General features: G+C 67.4%; 20 protein-coding genes and 2 pseudogenes. 4 read left to right on the plus strand and 18 right to left on the minus strand.

The window, feature by feature from the left end; all coding sequences use genetic code 11:
* The 6 genes and pseudogenes from OXR08_RS13915 to OXR08_RS13940 form a co-directional block, all read right to left on the minus strand.
* Positions 1-331 (minus strand): annotated as a pseudogene (locus OXR08_RS13915) (hypothetical protein); the annotation flags it as partial.
* Positions 328-1,284 (minus strand): 16S rRNA (cytosine(1402)-N(4))-methyltransferase RsmH, encoded by a 957-nt coding sequence (gene rsmH / locus OXR08_RS13920; protein ID WP_267350700.1) that lies wholly within the window; start codon positions 1,282-1,284, stop codon positions 328-330. The pseudogene OXR08_RS13915 and the gene rsmH, both read right to left, overlap by 4 nt.
* The gene (locus OXR08_RS13925) at positions 1,281-1,781 is read right to left on the minus strand and encodes a division/cell wall cluster transcriptional repressor MraZ (RefSeq protein ID WP_149681884.1); all 501 of its coding nucleotides are present in this window, start codon (positions 1,779-1,781) and stop codon (positions 1,281-1,283) included. The genes rsmH and OXR08_RS13925 overlap by 4 nt, the downstream gene beginning before the upstream one ends.
* Before the next feature lie 340 nt (positions 1,782-2,121).
* Positions 2,122-2,355 (minus strand): hypothetical protein, encoded by a 234-nt coding sequence (locus OXR08_RS13930; RefSeq protein ID WP_112383436.1) that lies wholly within the window; start codon positions 2,353-2,355, stop codon positions 2,122-2,124.
* 101 nt (positions 2,356-2,456) lie between these two features.
* On the minus strand, positions 2,457-3,422 hold the full coding sequence (locus OXR08_RS13935) for a cysteine synthase A (RefSeq protein ID WP_112383435.1): 966 nt from the start codon (positions 3,420-3,422) through the stop codon (positions 2,457-2,459).
* A gap of 46 nt (positions 3,423-3,468) precedes the next feature.
* Positions 3,469-3,801 (minus strand): DUF962 domain-containing protein, encoded by a 333-nt coding sequence (locus tag OXR08_RS13940; RefSeq protein ID WP_112383541.1) that lies wholly within the window; start codon positions 3,799-3,801, stop codon positions 3,469-3,471.
* A 100-nt stretch (positions 3,802-3,901) separates the two neighbouring features.
* Between OXR08_RS13940 and OXR08_RS13945 the strand changes: the two genes are divergently transcribed.
* From OXR08_RS13945 to aat, 3 genes are all read left to right on the plus strand, one after another.
* Positions 3,902-4,291: a hypothetical protein gene (locus OXR08_RS13945; protein WP_112383434.1), complete on the plus strand. Its 390-nt coding sequence runs from the start codon at positions 3,902-3,904 to the stop codon at positions 4,289-4,291.
* A 104-nt stretch (positions 4,292-4,395) separates the two neighbouring features.
* Entirely contained in the window at positions 4,396-5,106 is a 711-nt protein-coding gene (locus OXR08_RS13950) for a ParA family protein (protein ID WP_267350706.1), read from the plus strand.
* Complete coding sequence (gene aat / locus OXR08_RS13955) at positions 5,106-5,828, plus strand: leucyl/phenylalanyl-tRNA--protein transferase (protein ID WP_267350708.1); 723 nt, start codon at positions 5,106-5,108, stop codon at positions 5,826-5,828. Before OXR08_RS13950 ends, aat begins: the two co-directional genes overlap by 1 nt.
* A 35-nt stretch (positions 5,829-5,863) precedes the next feature.
* Here aat and OXR08_RS13960 read toward each other — a convergent pair.
* The 5 genes and pseudogenes from OXR08_RS13960 to OXR08_RS13980 form a co-directional block, all read right to left on the minus strand.
* Positions 5,864-6,097, minus strand: a pseudogene (locus tag OXR08_RS13960) (DUF2155 domain-containing protein); the annotation flags it as partial.
* 203 nt (positions 6,098-6,300) lie between these two features.
* The gene (locus tag OXR08_RS13965; protein ID WP_112383431.1) at positions 6,301-6,693 is read right to left on the minus strand and encodes an NADH:ubiquinone oxidoreductase subunit NDUFA12; all 393 of its coding nucleotides are present in this window, start codon (positions 6,691-6,693) and stop codon (positions 6,301-6,303) included.
* 45 nt (positions 6,694-6,738) lie between these two features.
* Positions 6,739-7,185: a DUF192 domain-containing protein gene (locus OXR08_RS13970; protein WP_267350750.1), complete on the minus strand. Its 447-nt coding sequence runs from the start codon at positions 7,183-7,185 to the stop codon at positions 6,739-6,741.
* Positions 7,186-7,217: 32 nt separating this feature from the next.
* Positions 7,218-7,727: a cold shock domain-containing protein gene (locus OXR08_RS13975; protein WP_311732257.1), complete on the minus strand. Its 510-nt coding sequence runs from the start codon at positions 7,725-7,727 to the stop codon at positions 7,218-7,220.
* Positions 7,728-7,873: 146 nt separating this feature from the next.
* Entirely contained in the window at positions 7,874-8,398 is a 525-nt protein-coding gene (locus OXR08_RS13980) for a RecX family transcriptional regulator (RefSeq protein WP_267350712.1), read from the minus strand.
* A 110-nt stretch (positions 8,399-8,508) separates the two neighbouring features.
* On the opposite strand from OXR08_RS13980, the gene OXR08_RS13985 reads away from it, so the two are divergent.
* On the plus strand, positions 8,509-10,263 hold the full coding sequence (locus tag OXR08_RS13985) for a fatty acyl-AMP ligase (protein ID WP_267350714.1): 1,755 nt from the start codon (positions 8,509-8,511) through the stop codon (positions 10,261-10,263).
* A 42-nt stretch (positions 10,264-10,305) separates the two neighbouring features.
* Here OXR08_RS13985 and OXR08_RS13990 read toward each other — a convergent pair whose 3' ends face one another.
* The 7 genes from OXR08_RS13990 to OXR08_RS14020 all read right to left on the minus strand — a co-directional run bounded on the left by OXR08_RS13990 (position 10,306) and on the right by OXR08_RS14020 (position 15,978).
* Positions 10,306-10,656 carry a DUF3140 domain-containing protein gene (locus tag OXR08_RS13990; protein ID WP_112383426.1) on the minus strand — a complete coding sequence of 117 codons (351 nt, stop codon included), beginning with the start codon at positions 10,654-10,656 and terminating at the stop codon, positions 10,306-10,308.
* Between the two features lie 38 nt (positions 10,657-10,694).
* On the minus strand, positions 10,695-11,126 hold the full coding sequence (locus OXR08_RS13995) for an MAPEG family protein (protein WP_149681892.1): 432 nt from the start codon (positions 11,124-11,126) through the stop codon (positions 10,695-10,697).
* On the minus strand, positions 11,123-12,373 hold the full coding sequence (locus tag OXR08_RS14000) for an amidohydrolase family protein (RefSeq protein ID WP_267350717.1): 1,251 nt from the start codon (positions 12,371-12,373) through the stop codon (positions 11,123-11,125). The genes OXR08_RS13995 and OXR08_RS14000 overlap by 4 nt, the downstream gene beginning before the upstream one ends.
* 141 nt (positions 12,374-12,514) lie before the next feature.
* A complete protein-coding gene (gene lpdA / locus OXR08_RS14005; RefSeq protein ID WP_267350719.1) occupies positions 12,515-13,927 on the minus strand; it encodes a dihydrolipoyl dehydrogenase in 1,413 nt (470 codons plus the stop codon).
* A gap of 74 nt (positions 13,928-14,001) precedes the next feature.
* Positions 14,002-14,400 (minus strand): acyl-CoA thioesterase, encoded by a 399-nt coding sequence (locus OXR08_RS14010; RefSeq protein ID WP_149681895.1) that lies wholly within the window; start codon positions 14,398-14,400, stop codon positions 14,002-14,004.
* Positions 14,397-14,597 (minus strand): hypothetical protein, encoded by a 201-nt coding sequence (locus OXR08_RS14015; RefSeq protein ID WP_149681896.1) that lies wholly within the window; start codon positions 14,595-14,597, stop codon positions 14,397-14,399. The genes OXR08_RS14010 and OXR08_RS14015 overlap by 4 nt, the downstream gene beginning before the upstream one ends.
* Positions 14,598-14,607: 10 nt before the next feature.
* On the minus strand, positions 14,608-15,978 hold the full coding sequence (locus tag OXR08_RS14020; RefSeq protein WP_149681897.1) for a pyruvate dehydrogenase complex dihydrolipoamide acetyltransferase: 1,371 nt from the start codon (positions 15,976-15,978) through the stop codon (positions 14,608-14,610).
* Positions 15,979-16,079 lie beyond the last annotated feature (101 nt).

Below are 16,079 nucleotides of genomic sequence, written 5' to 3' on the forward strand. Positions count from 1 at the left end.
GGGCGGCGGTCTGGATTGCGCCGCCGGCCTGGCCGCGCGTCACGTCCAGCGAGGCGAGTGCGACCTCGTCGGCCACGAACTGGCCCGCCACCGGTGCGGTCAGCGCCAGCGTGTCGCCGTTCCACTTCTCCAACTGAACGAGGTTCGCGCGCGTGTCGAACTCCGTCTCCAGCGCGCGGATGTCGCGCTCGGCATTGCGGATGCGCGTGTTGACGTCATCCAGCTTCTTGCGCTCGGCCGCGACCTGCAGCGACACCAGGTAGAAGCCCAGCACCACTGCCACGCAGCTGCCGAACCATCCCAGACCTTTCAACCGATACGCCGCCGTCATTCGCCCAACTCCCGTGTCCCCCAACTGCCCCATGCCGGCGCGGCCGTCCGCCGCGCCGCCCGCAAGGTCGCCGATCGTGCGCGCGGATTCCGGGCCAGTTCGGCCTCGCTCGCGCGGATCGCTTTTCCAACCATCTCGAAACTGGGCGCTTTTGCCTGAACCTGCGCTGGCAGGTGGCGTGACCCGCCCGGCATCGCGCCCGATCGTTCGCGCAGGAACCGCTTCACCATGCGGTCCTCCAGGCTGTGAAAGGTCACTACCGCCAGCCGCCCGCCCGGCTTCAGCACGCGCTCGGCCGCCGCCAGCCCCTCGGCCAGTTCGTCCAACTCGCGGTTGATATGGATGCGGATCGCCTGAAAGGCGCGCGTCGCCGGATCCTTCTTCTCGTGCGGGCGATGGCCCAGCGCGCGGCGCACCACCGCGGCCAGTTCGCCGGTGCGCGTCAGCGGCCGGGCCGCGAGGATCGCACGCGCCACCCGCCGCGACTTGGGCTCGTCGCCATATTGGTACAGGATGTCGGCGATCTGGTCTTCGTCGGCCGTGTTCAGGAAATCCGCCGCCGACAGCCCGCTCTGCGCCATGCGCATGTCGAGCGGCCCGTCCGCCTGGAACGAGAAGCCGCGCTCGGCCTGATCCAGCTGCATCGACGAGACGCCGATATCCATCACCACGCCGTCGACCGGTGCAGCGAGCGCCGCCTCCATGCCGGAGAAGTCTGCATGGACCAGCGTCAGCCCCGGCTCGGCCGCCGCAAGCGACTGGCCGCCCGCGATCGCATCGGGATCGCGGTCGAACGCGATCACCGCCGCGCCCTGCCCCAGCATGGCGCGGGTATAGCCGCCCGCTCCGAACGTGCCGTCGACATGCGTCTCGCCGGGCAGGATGGCGAGCGCGTCGAGGACCTCATCGAGCAGGACGGGGATGTGCGGGGCATCATGCGCAATCGCGGTCACAACGCGATCCCCTTTTCCATGCAGTGATACTGCGCGGCGGAGATCATCTTCGCCGGCAGGCCCGGCGTATCGACCAGCGTCCTGGGGTCCCAGATTTCGATATAGTCGAACGTGCCCCAGAAAAAGGCATGACCCTTTATGCCGGCGTGGAAGCGGGGAAAGCCCGGCATGATGAAGCGCCCGGACCCGTCGAACGGCACCGATTCGCCGTTCGCCAGATCACGCTTGATGTTATAGTCGATGCGGCCATCCGCGCCGCGCGACAACTCGGTCCGCGCGTCCAGCTCCTTCTTCAGCACGGCGACATAGGCGGGGTCATAGGCGATCAGGCAGCGCTCGGTTTCGTGAACGGCGATGATGATGGTGCCGCCATCCTTGCCGTCGGGGCGCGGCGCGTTCTGGGCCAGGGTGGAGCGCAGGGCGTTCGGAATCGCGACCCGACCCTTGTCATCGACAAGTCCGATACCGCTTCCCTGATACAAACCCCTTTCGGACACGCGAACCTCGCACTGGCGCGCACGGCCTCACCATGCCGAAAACCGCTTTTCGACGCGTTGAAATAGCCAACAGTGAGCCTGCCCCTCTGTTGATTTGGATTTACTATGCGCATGGCGGGGAAGCAACGGGATTTTTGGGGATGGCCGGGGAAACGCCCTTAAAATGGGCTGGGATCAGCTGGCAATTCGGGGAATGCGCCACATGGCGCACCGGTCACGGCCGCCGAAAACCACGCTGCCGCGCGGGTTTCGCACCCGGATCCCGAGTTTTCCCGCCGCGTCCCGCTGTTCGGAAATTCGTATGTCCCGCCGGTCATCGGCGCGGATTCGGCCGACCGTATCAACGGTCGTCGACGGCAACCTGCGCGTTCACGCTGGGGGAGATGCCCAGTTCGGCCAGCGGTTCGTTGGGCAGCGCCGTCTCGTTCCCCGCCGCGACATTGGCCGCAATATCGGGCTGCGCCGCGACGCCCGCCGGCTGGTCGCGGCTGAGCGAGGCCAGGATCGTGCTGGCAAGGGCGATCAGCAGCACGACGGCTGCCAGGCCGATCATGCCGACCTTGACGCGCTGCATCGCTTGATGGGGATCGGGAGACTTCATCTGGTCGGACAAGACTAACGCATCATCGCGGTCCTGTCGATTCTTGCCTCGATGCAGCAGGATCGCGCCCTTCCTTAAAGCCCTTTGGCAGCGCGCCATGCCGGATCGTGCAGCGTCGACAGATAGCGAAAGCCGGTATCGCACAGAATCGTCGCAATGCGCTTGCCCGGCCCCAGCTGCCGCGCCAGCGCCACGGCACCCGCGACGTTGATACCCGACGACAGGCCCAGGCACAGCCCTTCCTCGTCGAGCAGGCGGCGCACCCAGTGCCAGCCCTCGCCATCGGCGATTCGGAACTGCGTATCGACGGGCGCACCCTCCAGATTGGCGGTGATCCGGCCCTGCCCGATGCCCTCCGCGACGGACGATCCTTCCGCCTTCAACTCGCCATGCGCATAATAATCGTAGAGCGCCGCGCCATGCGGATCGCTCAGCGCGATGCACACCCCCTCGTCCCGCGCCTTCAGCCCCAGGCCTACGCCGGCCAGCGTCCCCCCCGTTCCCACCGCACAGGTGAAGCCGTCGATTCGGCCCTCCATCTGTGCCCAGATCTCCTCGGCGGTGCCGACGATGTGCGCCCGGCGATTGGCGATATTGTCGAACTGGTTCGCCCACACCGCATTTTCGGTTTCCTCGGCGATCCGGCGCGAGGTGTGCACGAAGTGGCACGGGCTGGAATAGGGTGCGGCCGGTACCAGCACCAGCTCGGCGCCGAGCGCGCGCAGCGTGTCCATCTTCTCCCGGCTCTGCGTCTCGGGCATCACGATGATCGTGCGATAACCCTTGGCATTCGCCACCAGCGCCAGCCCGATGCCGGTATTGCCCGCGGTGCCCTCCACGATCGTGCCGCCGGGACGCAGCGCACCGCGCGCCTCGGCATCCTCGACGATGAACAGCGCCGCGCGGTCCTTCACGCTGGCACCGGGATTGGCGAACTCGCACTTGCCGAAAATGTCGCACCCGGTTTCCTCGCTCGGCCCCTTCAACCGCACGAGCGGGGTGTTGCCGATGAGCGCCAGAGTGTCGGGAATGATATGCATGGCGCGCTAGATGGCGCCTCGGACCCCGCCCGGCAAGCGAGCGATACTATTCGCCGGCAAAGCCCGCCCGCGCCAGATGCGGGCCCAGCCGCCCGGTCATCCACAGGAAGAACATACGAAAATCGCTGACCAGCGACCACCAGGGGTGGCGAAACGTCGCCGGCCGGTTCCGCTCCACCAGGGCATGGGCGGTCCATGCGAAGCCATAGCCCGCGGCCGGCACCGCCAGCCACCACCATCCCCCGATCGCGATCGCCGCGGCCAGGCACAGCAGGGTCAGCGCGGTGCCCGCATAATGCAGCGCCCGTGTCGCGGGCCGGCGATGCTCGCGCAGGTAATAGGGCCAGAAGGCTGCGTAGCTGCCGATTCGCTCAACCATGATCCGCTCTCCGAGCACCATGCTAAGCCGCTTTGCACCCATCGGAAAGCGTCTGCCATCTTGACGTAACCATGTTGCATGCGCGAAGCAGCGGACCGCTATGAAGAGCCTCCTTCCCCTCTCCGTCGCCGCTGCCTCGCTGCTCGCGCTTGCCGCATGCAACTCGCAGCCCGCTCAACCCGAAGTCGTGGATGCCAATCCCGATCCCATGGCGACCACTCTCGCCAATCGCGCCCCCGTCGAGCTGCCGCCGGCGATCAAGGCGGACAAGACCTTCCGTTGCAAGGACAACAGCCTCGCCTTCGTCACCTTCTTCGAAGGCGACAAGCTGGCCAATGTCCGGCTGAAGGAAGGCGAGACCCCGGTCCGCCTGACCGCTCCGGAGGCCGGCCAGCCGCTGACCGCCGATGGCGGCTGGAAGCTGACGGGTGACGAGAAGAACATCACCCTGACCACCCCGGATAAGCCCGCGCAGACCTGCCACGTCTGATCGCGGTCACGAAACAGCTTGATCCATGTGAGGTCGGCGGGAGATAGCTTCCGCCGACCTTTTTCTTTGCCGAAACCGGCGGGGCACGGGCGTCAGGGGGCCTTGTGAAGACGATCGCGATCTACAGCCTGAAGGGCGGAGTGGGAAAGACCAGCATGGCGGTCAACCTTGCCTGGTGCGCGGCCAGCCAGGGGCGGCGGACCTTGGTGTGGGACCTCGATCCCCAGGCCGCGGCGACCTGGCTGCTCGGCGGACCGGCCAAGGGCGACCGCGCGCAGGCGATCTTTTCGCGCGACATCGCTCCCGCCAAGCTGATCCGCACCACCGACACGCCGCAACTGGACCTGATCGGTGCCGATGCTTCGCTGCGCCTGCTCGACCAGCTGTTCCATGACCTGTCCAAGAAGAACCGGCTGGGCAAGCTGCTGGACGGCCTTGGCGATTATGACCGCATCATTCTCGATTGCCCGCCGGGGCTGACCGAAACCACCGAACAGGTACTGCGCGCCGCCGATCTGGTGGTCGTGCCAGTAGTGCCCTCCGCCCTCGCCCAGCGCGCGCTGGAGGTGGTGGACGGCCATGTCCGCGGCCGGGTGCCGCTTCTGCCGGTCCATGTCATGGTCGATCGCCGCCGCCGTCTCCATGCCGATGCGGTGGCGGCACAGCCGGAGTGGCCGGCGATCCCGATGGCGAGCGTGGTGGAGGCGATGGGCGAGCACCGCGCCGCCGTCGGCCGATTCGCCCCGCGCAGTGCCGCCGCACAGGGCTACGCCGCCTTGTGGCGCGAGGTCGAGCGCCGTATCGCCAAAGGCTGATGGAACGGCTCGATCCCCAGCTTGTGCTCGGTGCCTATGCGGTCGGCGTCTTTCCGATGGCGGACCGCCGCGATGCCGACAGCGTCTATTGGGTGGAGCCGCGCAAGCGCGCGATCATGCCGCTGGACGGTTTCCGCCTGTCCCGTTCGCTGCGCAAGGTGGTGGCGGCCGACCGGTTCCACGTCACCTGCGACCTCGCCTTCGATGCGATGATCCGCCTGTGCGCCGAAAGCGCCGCGGACCGCCCCGAAACCTGGATCAACACCGGCATCGAACAGGTGTTCGGGCGCCTGCATGCGATGGGGTTCGCCCATTCGGTCGAATGCTGGGTTGGCGACGAGCTGGTCGGCGGCCTTTACGGCCTGGCCTTGGGGCGCGCCTTTTTCGGCGAAAGCATGGTCAGCCGCCGCACCGATGCGTCAAAGGTCGCGCTCGCCTGGCTGATCGCCCGGTTGCGCCGCGGCGGCTTCACCCTGCTCGATTGCCAGTTCCAGACGCCCCATCTCGCCTCGATGGGCGCGGTGGAGGTCAGCCGCGCCCGTTATATGGCGCTGCTGTCCGATGCATTGGCCGGGGTGGTCGATGCCGGCGCCTCCTCGGCCGGGGTGTCCGCCGCGGGCGACTTCTTCGCGCTGGATCGCGGCGCGGGTGCCGCCGACGACACCGTATCCGGGCCGGTCTCGGGCCAGGACATCGCGCAGCTCTTGGTCCACACGTCGTAGATCGGGTGCGGCACCACGTTCAACTGTGGCCGTTCCTTGTAGAGCCAGCCTGAAAAGGCGCGGCGCCAGTGCCGGTCGGTGCCGCGCACGTCCAGTTGCACGAAGGCGCCGGTCAACTGCTCCTGCTCCCACGATGCGGTGCGCTCGCAGGCGCGCAGGCGCACGATCGCGTCGCCGACGCGCACCGCCTGGCCGGGCCTCAGCTTCAGGTCGCGTGATTCGCCGTTCCGCTTGTTCAGCAAGCCGACCACCGCGACGCGCTCCGCCATCGGGGTGCCGCCCTGGGGCAGCGTTCCCGCTTCGGGATCGACCGTTTCGATGCCGGGCGCGCCCGGCCGGTCGGGCACGAGCTGGCTGACCGACGGATCGGCCGCTCGGGGCTGTGCGGACGGACCGGTCCAGGCCTGGTATCCCAGCCAGCCACCGACCCCCAGCGCCGCCGCCAGCACGCCGCCGGCGAGCCAGCGCGTCTTCACCCCTCGGGCGTCCAGGCTTCGTAGTCGCCGGTCGCGGGGGCACGGCGGCCACCCTTCTCCAGCGCGCCGGCCGGGCGATAGGCCATCGCCGTGCCGGTCAGGTTTGCCGCCGCCGGCTTTTCCCAGCGACGCGGCTCGGGCAGCGAGCGGTCGGGCACGTCGTCCACCTGATGGTGCAGCCAGCTGAACCAGTCGGGCGGGACCCGGCTGGCGTCGTTGGAACCGCTATAGATCACCCAGCGCCGCGGGCGGCCTGCGGTGTCGGTGCCGCCCTGATAATAGACGTTGCCCAGCGCATCCTCGCCGACACTGGTCTTGCCGCGCAGGCCGAACCAGGTGCCGACGGTGGCGCCATTCCACCAGGTGAAGGGGTTGAGGTTGATGCCCATAATGAAACAGCGCTTAGCCCGTGCGGGGCGTGCCTTCAACCGCGATCAACGCGGCCACGTCACCCGGTCGCCCTCGGCGATGCCCAGCTCGGCCGATCGGCCACCGAGCAGTTCCAGCACGGCGGCCACCGGCTCGCCGGACGGGATCTGCGCCTCCGAAAACGGCGTGGTGTTCTCCGCAATGCGCGCGATCGTGCCGTCGGCGCGGATATACAGGATGTCCAGCGGGGTCGGCGTGTTCTTCATCCAGAAGCTCGTCTCGCGCGGGGGGCCGCCATCCGGGGGATAGGGCGCGAACAGCATTCCGCCATCCGGGGTCAGGTCGGTGCGGTACATCAGCCCCTGCGCCTGTTCCGCCACCGTGCGCGCCGGCTCGACCTGGAAACGATGCTCGCCGCTTGCGGAATGGACGGTGACGGGGATCGTCTTCGCCGCCGCCTGCGCCGTGCCGGAACCGTCCCGGTCGCCGCCCCCGGCCGAGCAACCGGCCAGCACCAGCGCCACCGGGAGGGCCAGACACCGGATCAAGCCGCCGTCCCCATGGCATCGCCCTCGACGACCACCGCCAGCGGCCCTTTCCGACCATCGACGATGCGCGCGCGCAGCGGCTCGTCCGGCTCCACCGCCGCGATCCCGCCCCGGCGCAACGTCTCCATATGGACGAACACGTCGCGTCCGTCGCTGCCCCGCACCAAGAAGCCATATCCTTTCAGCCGGTTGAACCATTTGACGACCACCGGCTCGAATGGCCCGGCGCTGTCGACCAGCGCGACCGGATCGATCCGGTCGCCCTGCGTGCGCGCCACCTTGGGTGCCGGCTCTTCCACCGCACCCGACAGGTCGATCGTCAGGATCTCGCGCGCCTGGAATCCGCGCCCGCGCTCCACCGCCAGCGCCTCGACGCGCGCCCCTTCGGGCAGGCTGCGCCGGCCGTGCGGCTGCAGAACGGAGAAGTGCACCAGCACGTCGCCGATTGCGCTGTCGTCCGCCACCGCAAAGCCGAAGCCGCGGGTCACGTCGAACCATTTGATCACCCCGGCCAACCGGACGACGTCCCCTGTCGTCCCATCGGCTGTGGCGTGTTGCTCCTGCGGCGTTTCACCAAGCATAATCGCACCCCTGAGGTGCTGTGCTAGCATGCTTCTTCGCAGCCGCAACGAAAAGCCGCATTTCAGTGGCCTCAAGCGTCCTCTTCAGGGACATCGCCGGGTGCGCACGCAACGATCCTGCGGGAAAGCGCGAAATCGTGTCCGGCGCGCAGCATCGCTGCCAGTTGCTTTTGCTGCACGTCCCGGTCCGCCTCGCCGCGGCCATAAGGCCCGATCCGCTTGCGCCGGGCAAAGGTCAGCGCCGCCGCCATCGCCTGCCCCTCGATCACCGGGGCGAGCGCCTCGCTGTCCGCCTCGCCGACATGCGCCTCGCGCAGTGCCCCCGCCACCCGCCTCGCCCCCAGCCCGCGCCGCCCCAGCGCCCCCACCCGCGCCTCCGCGAACAACCGGTCGTTCACATATCCCAGATCCACCATCCGATCCGCCAGCGCCGCCGCATCCGCGGGCTCCCCCGCCCACCCCCGCTCGCGCACCTTGCGCCGCAGATACGCGATCAGCTTCCCCCGCGTCGTCGCAAATCGCTCCACATAACGCAGCGCCAGCCGCTCCAATGCGGCATTATCCAAAGGCTTTGGCGGGCGGCGCTCGGCAGACACGCCTTGTTTGTGCCACAGTGACGCAGGAATGAGAACGTGCAAAGCCGCCATCGAAGCGGTCGCACAGACCTGCAATCAGGCGGGCGCAGCAAGGAACGAAGGCAAGGGACATGAGCAACCAGCACCATCAGGACGACGCCGGCGCGCCCGTCGCGACGCCGACCGAGGATGCGCTGCCGCGCCGTTTCGCCGACTTCGAAACGCTGGGCGAGGCACTGGATTACGCGGCCGAGGGTAACCGCGGCCTTAATTTCCACGACGCGCGCGGTACGCTGCTGCGTCCCTATCCCTTTGCCCAGCTCCGCCGGGATGCGCTGGACTATGCCCGCCGGCTGATCGCCGCCGGGATCAGGCCCGAGGATCGGATCGCGATCGTCGCCGAGACGGGTGCCGAGTTCGCCGCCCTGTTCTTCGGTGTGGTCTATGCCGGTGCGTGGCCGGTGCCGCTGCCCCTGCCCACCTCGTTCGGCGGCCGTGGCTCCTATATCGAACAACTCCGCGTCCAGCTTTCGTCCTGCGATCCGCGCATGCTGATCTACCCGCCCGAGCTGGCACCGATGGCGGGCGAAGCCGCCGCGCTCGCCGGGGTCGAGGGAATCGACTGGTCCGAATTCGCCACCCGTCCCGCGCCCGACGCGCCGCTGCCCAGCGCGGATGCGGAGGCGATCGCCTATCTGCAATATTCCAGCGGCTCGACCCGCTTCCCGCACGGTGTGGCGATCACCCACCGGGCGCTGCTCAACAACCTCGCCGCCCATGCACACGGCATGGCGCTGATCGGCACCGATCGCTGCATCTCTTGGCTGCCCTGGTATCACGACATGGGGCTGGTCGGCTGTTTCCTGTCGCCGGTCGCCAACCAGGTCTCGACCGATTATCTGAAGACCGAGGATTTCGCCCGTCGCCCGCTCGCCTGGCTCGACCTCATCACCCGCAACACCGGCACCTCGATCAGCTATTCGCCGACCTTCGGCTACGACATCTGCGCGCGCCGCATGTCCAGCCAGACCAAGGCCGCCGACCGCTTCGACCTGTCGCGCTGGCGCCTTGCCGGCAACGGCGCGGACATGATCCGGCCGGACGTGATGCAGAGCTTCGTCGATGCCTTTGCCGATGCCGGCTTCCCGGCCACCGCCTTCCTGCCCTCCTATGGTCTGGCCGAGGCGACGCTGGCCGTCTCGATCATGCCGCCGGGCGAGGGCATCCGCGTCGAACTGGTCGAGGAAACGCAGCTTTCCGGCGCCGCCAATGACGAGCGCCGGCCGCAGCGTTTCCGTGCCATCGTCAATTGCGGCAAGCCGGTGCGCGATATGAAGGTCGAGATCCGCGAGGAAGACGGCACGCCGCTTCCCGAGGGCGCGATCGGCAAGGTCTGGTGTTCGGGCCCGTCCGTGATGGTCGGCTATTTCCGTGATCCGGAGGCGACCGCGGCCTGCATGGTCGATGGCTGGCTCGACACCGGCGACATGGGTTACATGTCCAACGGCTATATCTACATCGTCGGCCGCGCCAAGGACATGATCATCGTCAACGGCCGCAACCACTGGCCGCAGGACATCGAATGGGCGGTGGAGCAACTGCCCGGCTTCAAGGCAGGCGACATCGCGGCCTTCGCGATCACCACGCCCGGCGGCGAGGAAACGCCCGCCGTCCTCGTCCAGTGCCGCAGTTCCGACGAAGCCGAGCGCCTGCGCCTGCGTGAGGAAATTCGCGAGCGCGTCCGGGCGGTCACCGGCATGAACTGCGTGATCGAGCTGATCCCACCGCGCACCCTGCCCCGCACCTCCTCGGGCAAGCTCAGCCGCGCCAAGGCCCGCAACCTTTATCTGGCCGGCGAGATCAAGCCCTACGACGTCGCCGCCTGATCTCTGTCTGCTCCCCTCCCCTACGGGGGAGGAGTTACGGCCCTACCCCTTCAGCGGATCGTGCCCCCAGTTCATCAGCGAATAGCGCCACGGTGAGTGTTCCTTGTCGTCCGCCGGGCCACCCTGTTTCAGGTGGCGGTGCACATAGCCGACCACTTTCTTCATGTGCGCATAATCGTCGTCGGTCAGGTCGGCCTTCTTCTTGCGCTTGATCTCCACGATCCGCTTGCCCGACTTGTGGCCGACGCTCTCGCCCGCGCCGTCGCCATCCTCGCCCTTCCAGCCGACCTCCTTCGACTCGTCGGTATCCAGAAACTTCTCCAGCTCGGCGGGCGTCATGTTCACCGCTTCGCCGAAATCCTTCCAGATCGTCTCGTGATCGTCCGCCATCATCAAACTCCTTTGACGACGGGAAAACGCCGGCGCCGCGATCAGGGTTGCGACAGCATCACGTCGATCGCAAAGCCGATCCACATCGCCAGCAATACCGCCACCGACATCAGGAACAGGCGGAAGCGCCGGATGGTCGAACCCGTGACATGCGCATGGCTGTGCAGCGCACGCAGCACGACATAGATCCACCCCAGCAATACCTGCGCGACGCCGCCCTGCCCGGTGATCAGCAGCAGCGGCACCAGTGCGTAGAACAGCACCGGCATCTCGAACAGATTGCGCAGATTGTCCGCCGGCAGTGCGACCGCGGCGAAATAGCGGGTTGCCGCCTCGCCGCTGGCGAAATCCTCCCGGCGCGGCGGTGTCGCCTTCATGTGGCGCAGCCGTGCGCCCAGCAGCACGAACGTCATCACGAAGGTCAGCGCGACCAGCCCGATCACCGGCCCCAGCATGGTCAGCAACATCCTCATTTCGCGCGCACGCCCCCCTTGATCACCGCGACCGGCCGTTCCAGCACCCGCACATCAGCCAGCGGATCGCCGGCCACCGCCACCAGATCGCCCCAGCGCCCGACCGCGATCGCACCCACGTCGTCACGCGCCAGGGCGGCGGCGGCGTTGGTGGTGGCGGCGCGGATCGCCTCGATCGGGGTCATCCCCCATTCCACCATCTTGGCGAATTGCAGCGCATTTTGCCCGGCCGGAAAGACCGCGCCATTGTCGGTGCCGAAGATCATCTTCACGCCCGCACGGTGCGCATCGCGAAACGTCTCGCGCTGCTTGCGTCCGATCGCGCGCTCCTTGGCGAGGCTTTCCTCATGCACGCCGTTCTTCGCGCCCTCGGCCAGGATATAATCGTCGTCATAGATATCCATCGAGAACCAGGCGCCCTTCTCCTTGGCCAGTCGGAAGGACTCCGCATCGGCCAGGCTGGCATGCTCGATCGTGTCGATCCCGGCGCGCAGCGCATCGTTGATGCCGGCGGTGCCATGCGCATGCGCGGCGACCTTCATGCCCAGCATGTGCGCCTCGTCCGCCACCGCCTTCATCTCGTCCAGGCTCATCTGCTGCGCACCCGGCGCATCGCGCTTGGACAGCACGCCGCCCGTGGCACAGATCTTGATTGCCTCCGCCCCGTATTTGCGCATCACCCGCACCAGCCGGCGATAGGCATCGGGCCCGTCCGCCACCGCCGGATTGGGCACGTCCTGGAAACTGGGCGGCAGGCTCTCCGTCCCGTCGCAATGCCCGCCCGTGGCCCCCAGCGCATAGCCCGACGGCACGATCCGCGGCCCCGGCACATAGCCGCGCTCGATCGCCTGTTTCAGGCCGACATCGTTGTAATTCTCCGCGCCGACATTGCGCACCGTGGTAAAGCCCGCCTCCAGCATCGACTTCGCATTCGCGACGCCCACCGCGGCCCAAAAGCTGTCGGTATATTCAAGGCGGCGATACCCGCTGATCCGTGCGTCGGCATCCAGATGGACATGCATGTCGATCAGGCCGGGCAGGATCGTCACGTCACCCAGATCGATCCGCCGGGCATCCGCCGGCACCACGCCGCCGATCGCGGTGATCCGCCCGTCGGTGATGGTGATGACCGGCTTCGGCGTCACGCGCCCACGCTCCACATCCAGCATCCGGGCCGCGGTGACCACCACCGTCTCCGCCGTCGCCGGCGTGGCAAGAAAAAGCGCGGCAAGGATCGCTAGTCGCATCGGGGCTCCGACAAGGAAGGAGAGAAAACACGGTGAAAAAAGGAAGGATTGCAGAAAGACCGCGCCCGGAACAGCGCCCTGCACACAAAAAGGGGCGGAAAGCATAACGCTTCCCGCCCCCGCCGCTGCATGTGCGCCGGCTTAGATGTGGATGGCGCGCCCATAGGCGGACAGGACCGATTCGTGCATCGATTCGGAGATGGTCGGGTGCGCGAACACCGTTTCCATCAACTCCGCCTCGGTCGTCTCCAGCTGGCGGGCGACGACATAGCCCTGGATCATCTCGGTCACTTCCGCGCCCACCATGTGCGCACCCAGCAATTCGCCGGTCTTGGCGTCGAACACGGTCTTCACGAAACCTTCCGCCTCGCCCAGCGCGATCGCCTTGCCGTTGCCGATGAAGGGGAACTTGCCCACCTTCACGCTGTAACCGGCTTCCTTGGCCTTCGCTTCGGTCAGGCCGACGCTGGCCACCTGCGGGCGCGAATAGGTGCAGCCCGGGATGTTGCCCTTGTCCATCGCATGCGGGTGCACGTCCTTGTTGCCCAGCGCCTGCGCGATCGCCTCGGCCGCGATCACGCCCTCATGGCTCGCCTTGTGCGCCAGCCACGGTGCGCCGGTCACGTCGCCGATCGCCCAGATGCCGTCGACGTTCGTGCGGCCATAGCCGTCGGTGTCGATATGCCCCCGCTCGGTCTTCACGCCCAGCGTCTCCAGGCCGATATTCTCGGTGTTGGGCACGATGCCGATCGCGACGATCGCATGGCTGAACTCGGTCGTCTCGACCTTGCCGTCCGCGGTCTTGATCGACGCCTTGACGCCCGATCCGGTCGCTTCCAGCTTTTCCAGCCCGGCCTTGATTTTCAGCGTCATGCCGAACTTGGTCAGTTGCTTGGCCATGAACTCGCTGACTTCGGCATCCTCGACGGGCAGGATGCGGTCCATCATTTCCACGACCGTCACGTCCGCGCCCATGTCGTTGTAGAAGCTGGCGAACTCGATGCCGATCGCGCCCGATCCGATGACCAGCAGCTTGGTCGGCATTTCTTCCGGCACCATCGCATGGCGATAGGTCCAGACGCGCTTGCCGTCCGCCTTGGCAAAGGGCAGGTCGCGGGCGCGCGCGCCGGTGGCGACGATGATGTGCTTGGCCTGCAGCTCGACGGTCTTGTCGCCTTGGCGGACGGAAAGCTTGCCCTTCCCCGTCAGCGTGCCGACGCCCTCGTGCACCGTCACCTTGTTCTTCTTCATCAGGCCCTTGACGCCGGCATTGAGCTGGCCCGCGACCTTGCGGCTGCGGTCCACCACCTTGCTCAGGTCGAACGAAGGCTTCTCCGCCGACAGGCCGTACTGCGCGGCGTGCGTCATGTAATGATAGACTTCCGCCGAGCGGAGCAGCGCCTTGGTCGGGATACAGCCCCAGTTGAGGCAGATGCCGCCCAGCCGCTCGCGCTCGACGATCGCGACCTTGAGCCCGAGCTGCGCGGCCCGGATCGCCGCAACATAGCCGCCCGGACCGGAGCCGAGGACGATAAGGTCGTAAGTGTCAGCCACGTTGATCTTCCTTATGATCGCTCGGCCCCCCGAGCGGATGCAGATGGCGGCGGGTTCGCGCCCGCCCTATTCTCTCAGGCGGCCATCGGCGGCACGCGCCGCGGCTGGCGATCCTCGCCCATTGCGACGAAGACGAAGCGTGCCTGCGTCACCATGAAGGCTTCTTCCTTGTGCCGGCTGCGGCGCCACGCCTCGACGTCGATCGTCATCGAGGTGGAGCCCGTCGCCACCAGCGTGGCATAGACCGACACCTCGTCGCCGACGATCACCGGGCGGTGGAACTTCATGCCCTCCGCCGCGACCGTGACGGCGCGGCCGCCCGAATGGCGCGACGCGACCGAGCCTGCGGCCAGGTCCATCTGGCCCATCAGCCAGCCGCCGAAGATATCGCCATAAGGGTTGGCGTCGGCCGGCATCGCGGTGACGCGGATCGTCGGCGCACCATCGGGCAGGACGCCCGGCAGGCTGCTCATGCCCGCACCCCGCGATCGATCGCGCGGGCACGGCGCAGCGGGCCGATGCCCATCGCGATCGTCGCCACCATCGCCGCCGCGCCGCACCACCAGATCACCTCGCGACCCAGCGGATAGGCCCAGGCGCCGGCCCAGGTCATGGCCAGCGCCACGACCAGGCCGGCAACGATGTAGAACAATTCGATCGCGCTACGCATCGCTCAAGCGTCAGGCGAGCATGCCGAGCGGGTTCTCGACCAGCTCCTTGAACACCTTCATCAGCTCCGCGCCATCCGCGCCGTCGATCGCGCGGTGGTCGAAGCTGCCGGTGGCCGACATCACGCTCGCCACGCCCAGTTCGCCGTCGATGATATAGGGGCGCTTCTCGCCCGCACCGATCGCCAGGATCATGCCCTGCGGCGGATTGATGACGGCCTCGAACTGCTTGATGCCGAACATGCCCATGTTCGAGATCGACGCGGTGCCGCCCTGGAATTCTTCCGGCTTCAGCTTGTTGTCGCGCGCACGCCCGGCCAGATCCTTCATCTTGGTCGAGATGGACGACAGCGAGCGGGTGTCCGCCTCGGTCACGATCGGGGTGATCAGGCCGGCGGGCGTCGACACCGCGACCGAGATGTCGGCGCGGTGGAAGGTGATGAGCTGGTCCGGCGTGAACATGACGTTGCACTTCGGCACCGCCATCAGCGACACGCCCAGCGCCTTTACCAGCATGTCGTTGACCGACAGCTTGACGCCGCGCGATTCCAGGCTGGCGTTCAGCTCGCCACGCAAGCGCAGCAGCTTGTCCAGGCGGATGTCGACCGTCAGGTAGATGTGCGGCACCTGCTGCTTCGACTCGGTCAGGCGGCGGGCGATCGTCTTGCGCATGTTCGACAGCTTGGTCGCCTCATGCGGGATGTCCGGGATCTGCGCAGGCTTGGGTGCGGCCGCCGGCGCTTCGGCTGCGGGCGCGGCGGCGGGTGCCGACGCCGACGGGGCGCTCTTGGTCTGCGCACCGGGCTTTGCACCCTCGACATCGGCCTTCACGATCCGGCCGTTCGGACCCGAGCCGGCGATTGCCGACAGTTCCAGCCCCTTGTCGGCGGCGATGCGGCGGGCCAGCGGGCTGGCCTTCACCCGGTCGCCCGACGACGAAGCACCACCGGATGCGGGCTTGGCGGCGCCGGCATCGGCGGGGCGGCCATGATCCTCGGCCTCTTCCTTGGTGCGCTCGACCGGCTTGGCCTCGCTGCCCGTCTTGTTGGGATCGCTGGGGTCGGGACGGCCCTTGAACTCGGCATCGGTAGGCTCTGGCGTTTCGGCCTTTTTCGGCGCCTCGACGGATGCTGCATCCTCGCCTTCCTCGGCCAGGATGGCGATCACCGCGCCGACCTTCACATTGTCGGTGCCCTCGGCGACCAGGATCTTGGCGATCACACCCTCATCGACCGCCTCGAACTCCATCGTGGCCTTGTCGGTCTCGATCTCGGCCATGATATCGCCGGACTTCACCGTATCGCCTTCCTTGACGAGCCATTTGGCCAGCGTGCCTTCCTCCATCGTCGGGGACAAAGCAGGCATCTTGATCTCGATCGACATGGAGGTCCTCTCGGGGAAAACGAATTCCGTAGCGGCCCCGTCTCTCGCGCCCCAAGCCGTCAGGGTCAAGTCACGGCCTTGCGCGAAAAGGGTGAAGGCGC

This window comes from Sphingomonas sp. GM_Shp_2 (assembly GCF_026540875.1).
Taxonomy (GTDB): Bacteria; Pseudomonadota; Alphaproteobacteria; order Sphingomonadales; family Sphingomonadaceae; genus Sphingomonas; species Sphingomonas carotinifaciens.

Coding starts and splice junctions, on each gene's coding strand:
- OXR08_RS13940 (WP_112383541.1), bottom strand. CDS start 3,801: ATGGTTGAGCGAATCGGCAGCTACGCAGCCTTCTGGCCCTATTACCTG.
- OXR08_RS13965 (WP_112383431.1), bottom strand. CDS start 6,693: ATGGGCATCAACCTCAACCCCTTCACCTGGTGGAATGGCGCCACCGTC.
- OXR08_RS13995 (WP_149681892.1), bottom strand. CDS start 11,126: ATGAGGATGTTGCTGACCATGCTGGGGCCGGTGATCGGGCTGGTCGCG.
- OXR08_RS14015 (WP_149681896.1), bottom strand. CDS start 14,597: ATGCGTAGCGCGATCGAATTGTTCTACATCGTTGCCGGCCTGGTCGTG.
- OXR08_RS13935 (WP_112383435.1), bottom strand. CDS start 3,422: ATGCATATCATTCCCGACACTCTGGCGCTCATCGGCAACACCCCGCTC.
- OXR08_RS13990 (WP_112383426.1), bottom strand. CDS start 10,656: ATGATGGCGGACGATCACGAGACGATCTGGAAGGATTTCGGCGAAGCG.
- OXR08_RS13930 (WP_112383436.1), bottom strand. CDS start 2,355: ATGCAGCGCGTCAAGGTCGGCATGATCGGCCTGGCAGCCGTCGTGCTG.
- OXR08_RS14010 (WP_149681895.1), bottom strand. CDS start 14,400: ATGAGCAGCCTGCCGGGCGTCCTGCCCGATGGTGCGCCGACGATCCGC.
- OXR08_RS13985 (WP_267350714.1), top strand. CDS start 8,509: ATGAGCAACCAGCACCATCAGGACGACGCCGGCGCGCCCGTCGCGACG.
- OXR08_RS14000 (WP_267350717.1), bottom strand. CDS start 12,373: ATGCGACTAGCGATCCTTGCCGCGCTTTTTCTTGCCACGCCGGCGACG.
- OXR08_RS13945 (WP_112383434.1), top strand. CDS start 3,902: ATGAAGAGCCTCCTTCCCCTCTCCGTCGCCGCTGCCTCGCTGCTCGCG.
- aat (WP_267350708.1), top strand. CDS start 5,106: ATGGAACGGCTCGATCCCCAGCTTGTGCTCGGTGCCTATGCGGTCGGC.
- OXR08_RS14020 (WP_149681897.1), bottom strand. CDS start 15,978: ATGTCGATCGAGATCAAGATGCCTGCTTTGTCCCCGACGATGGAGGAA.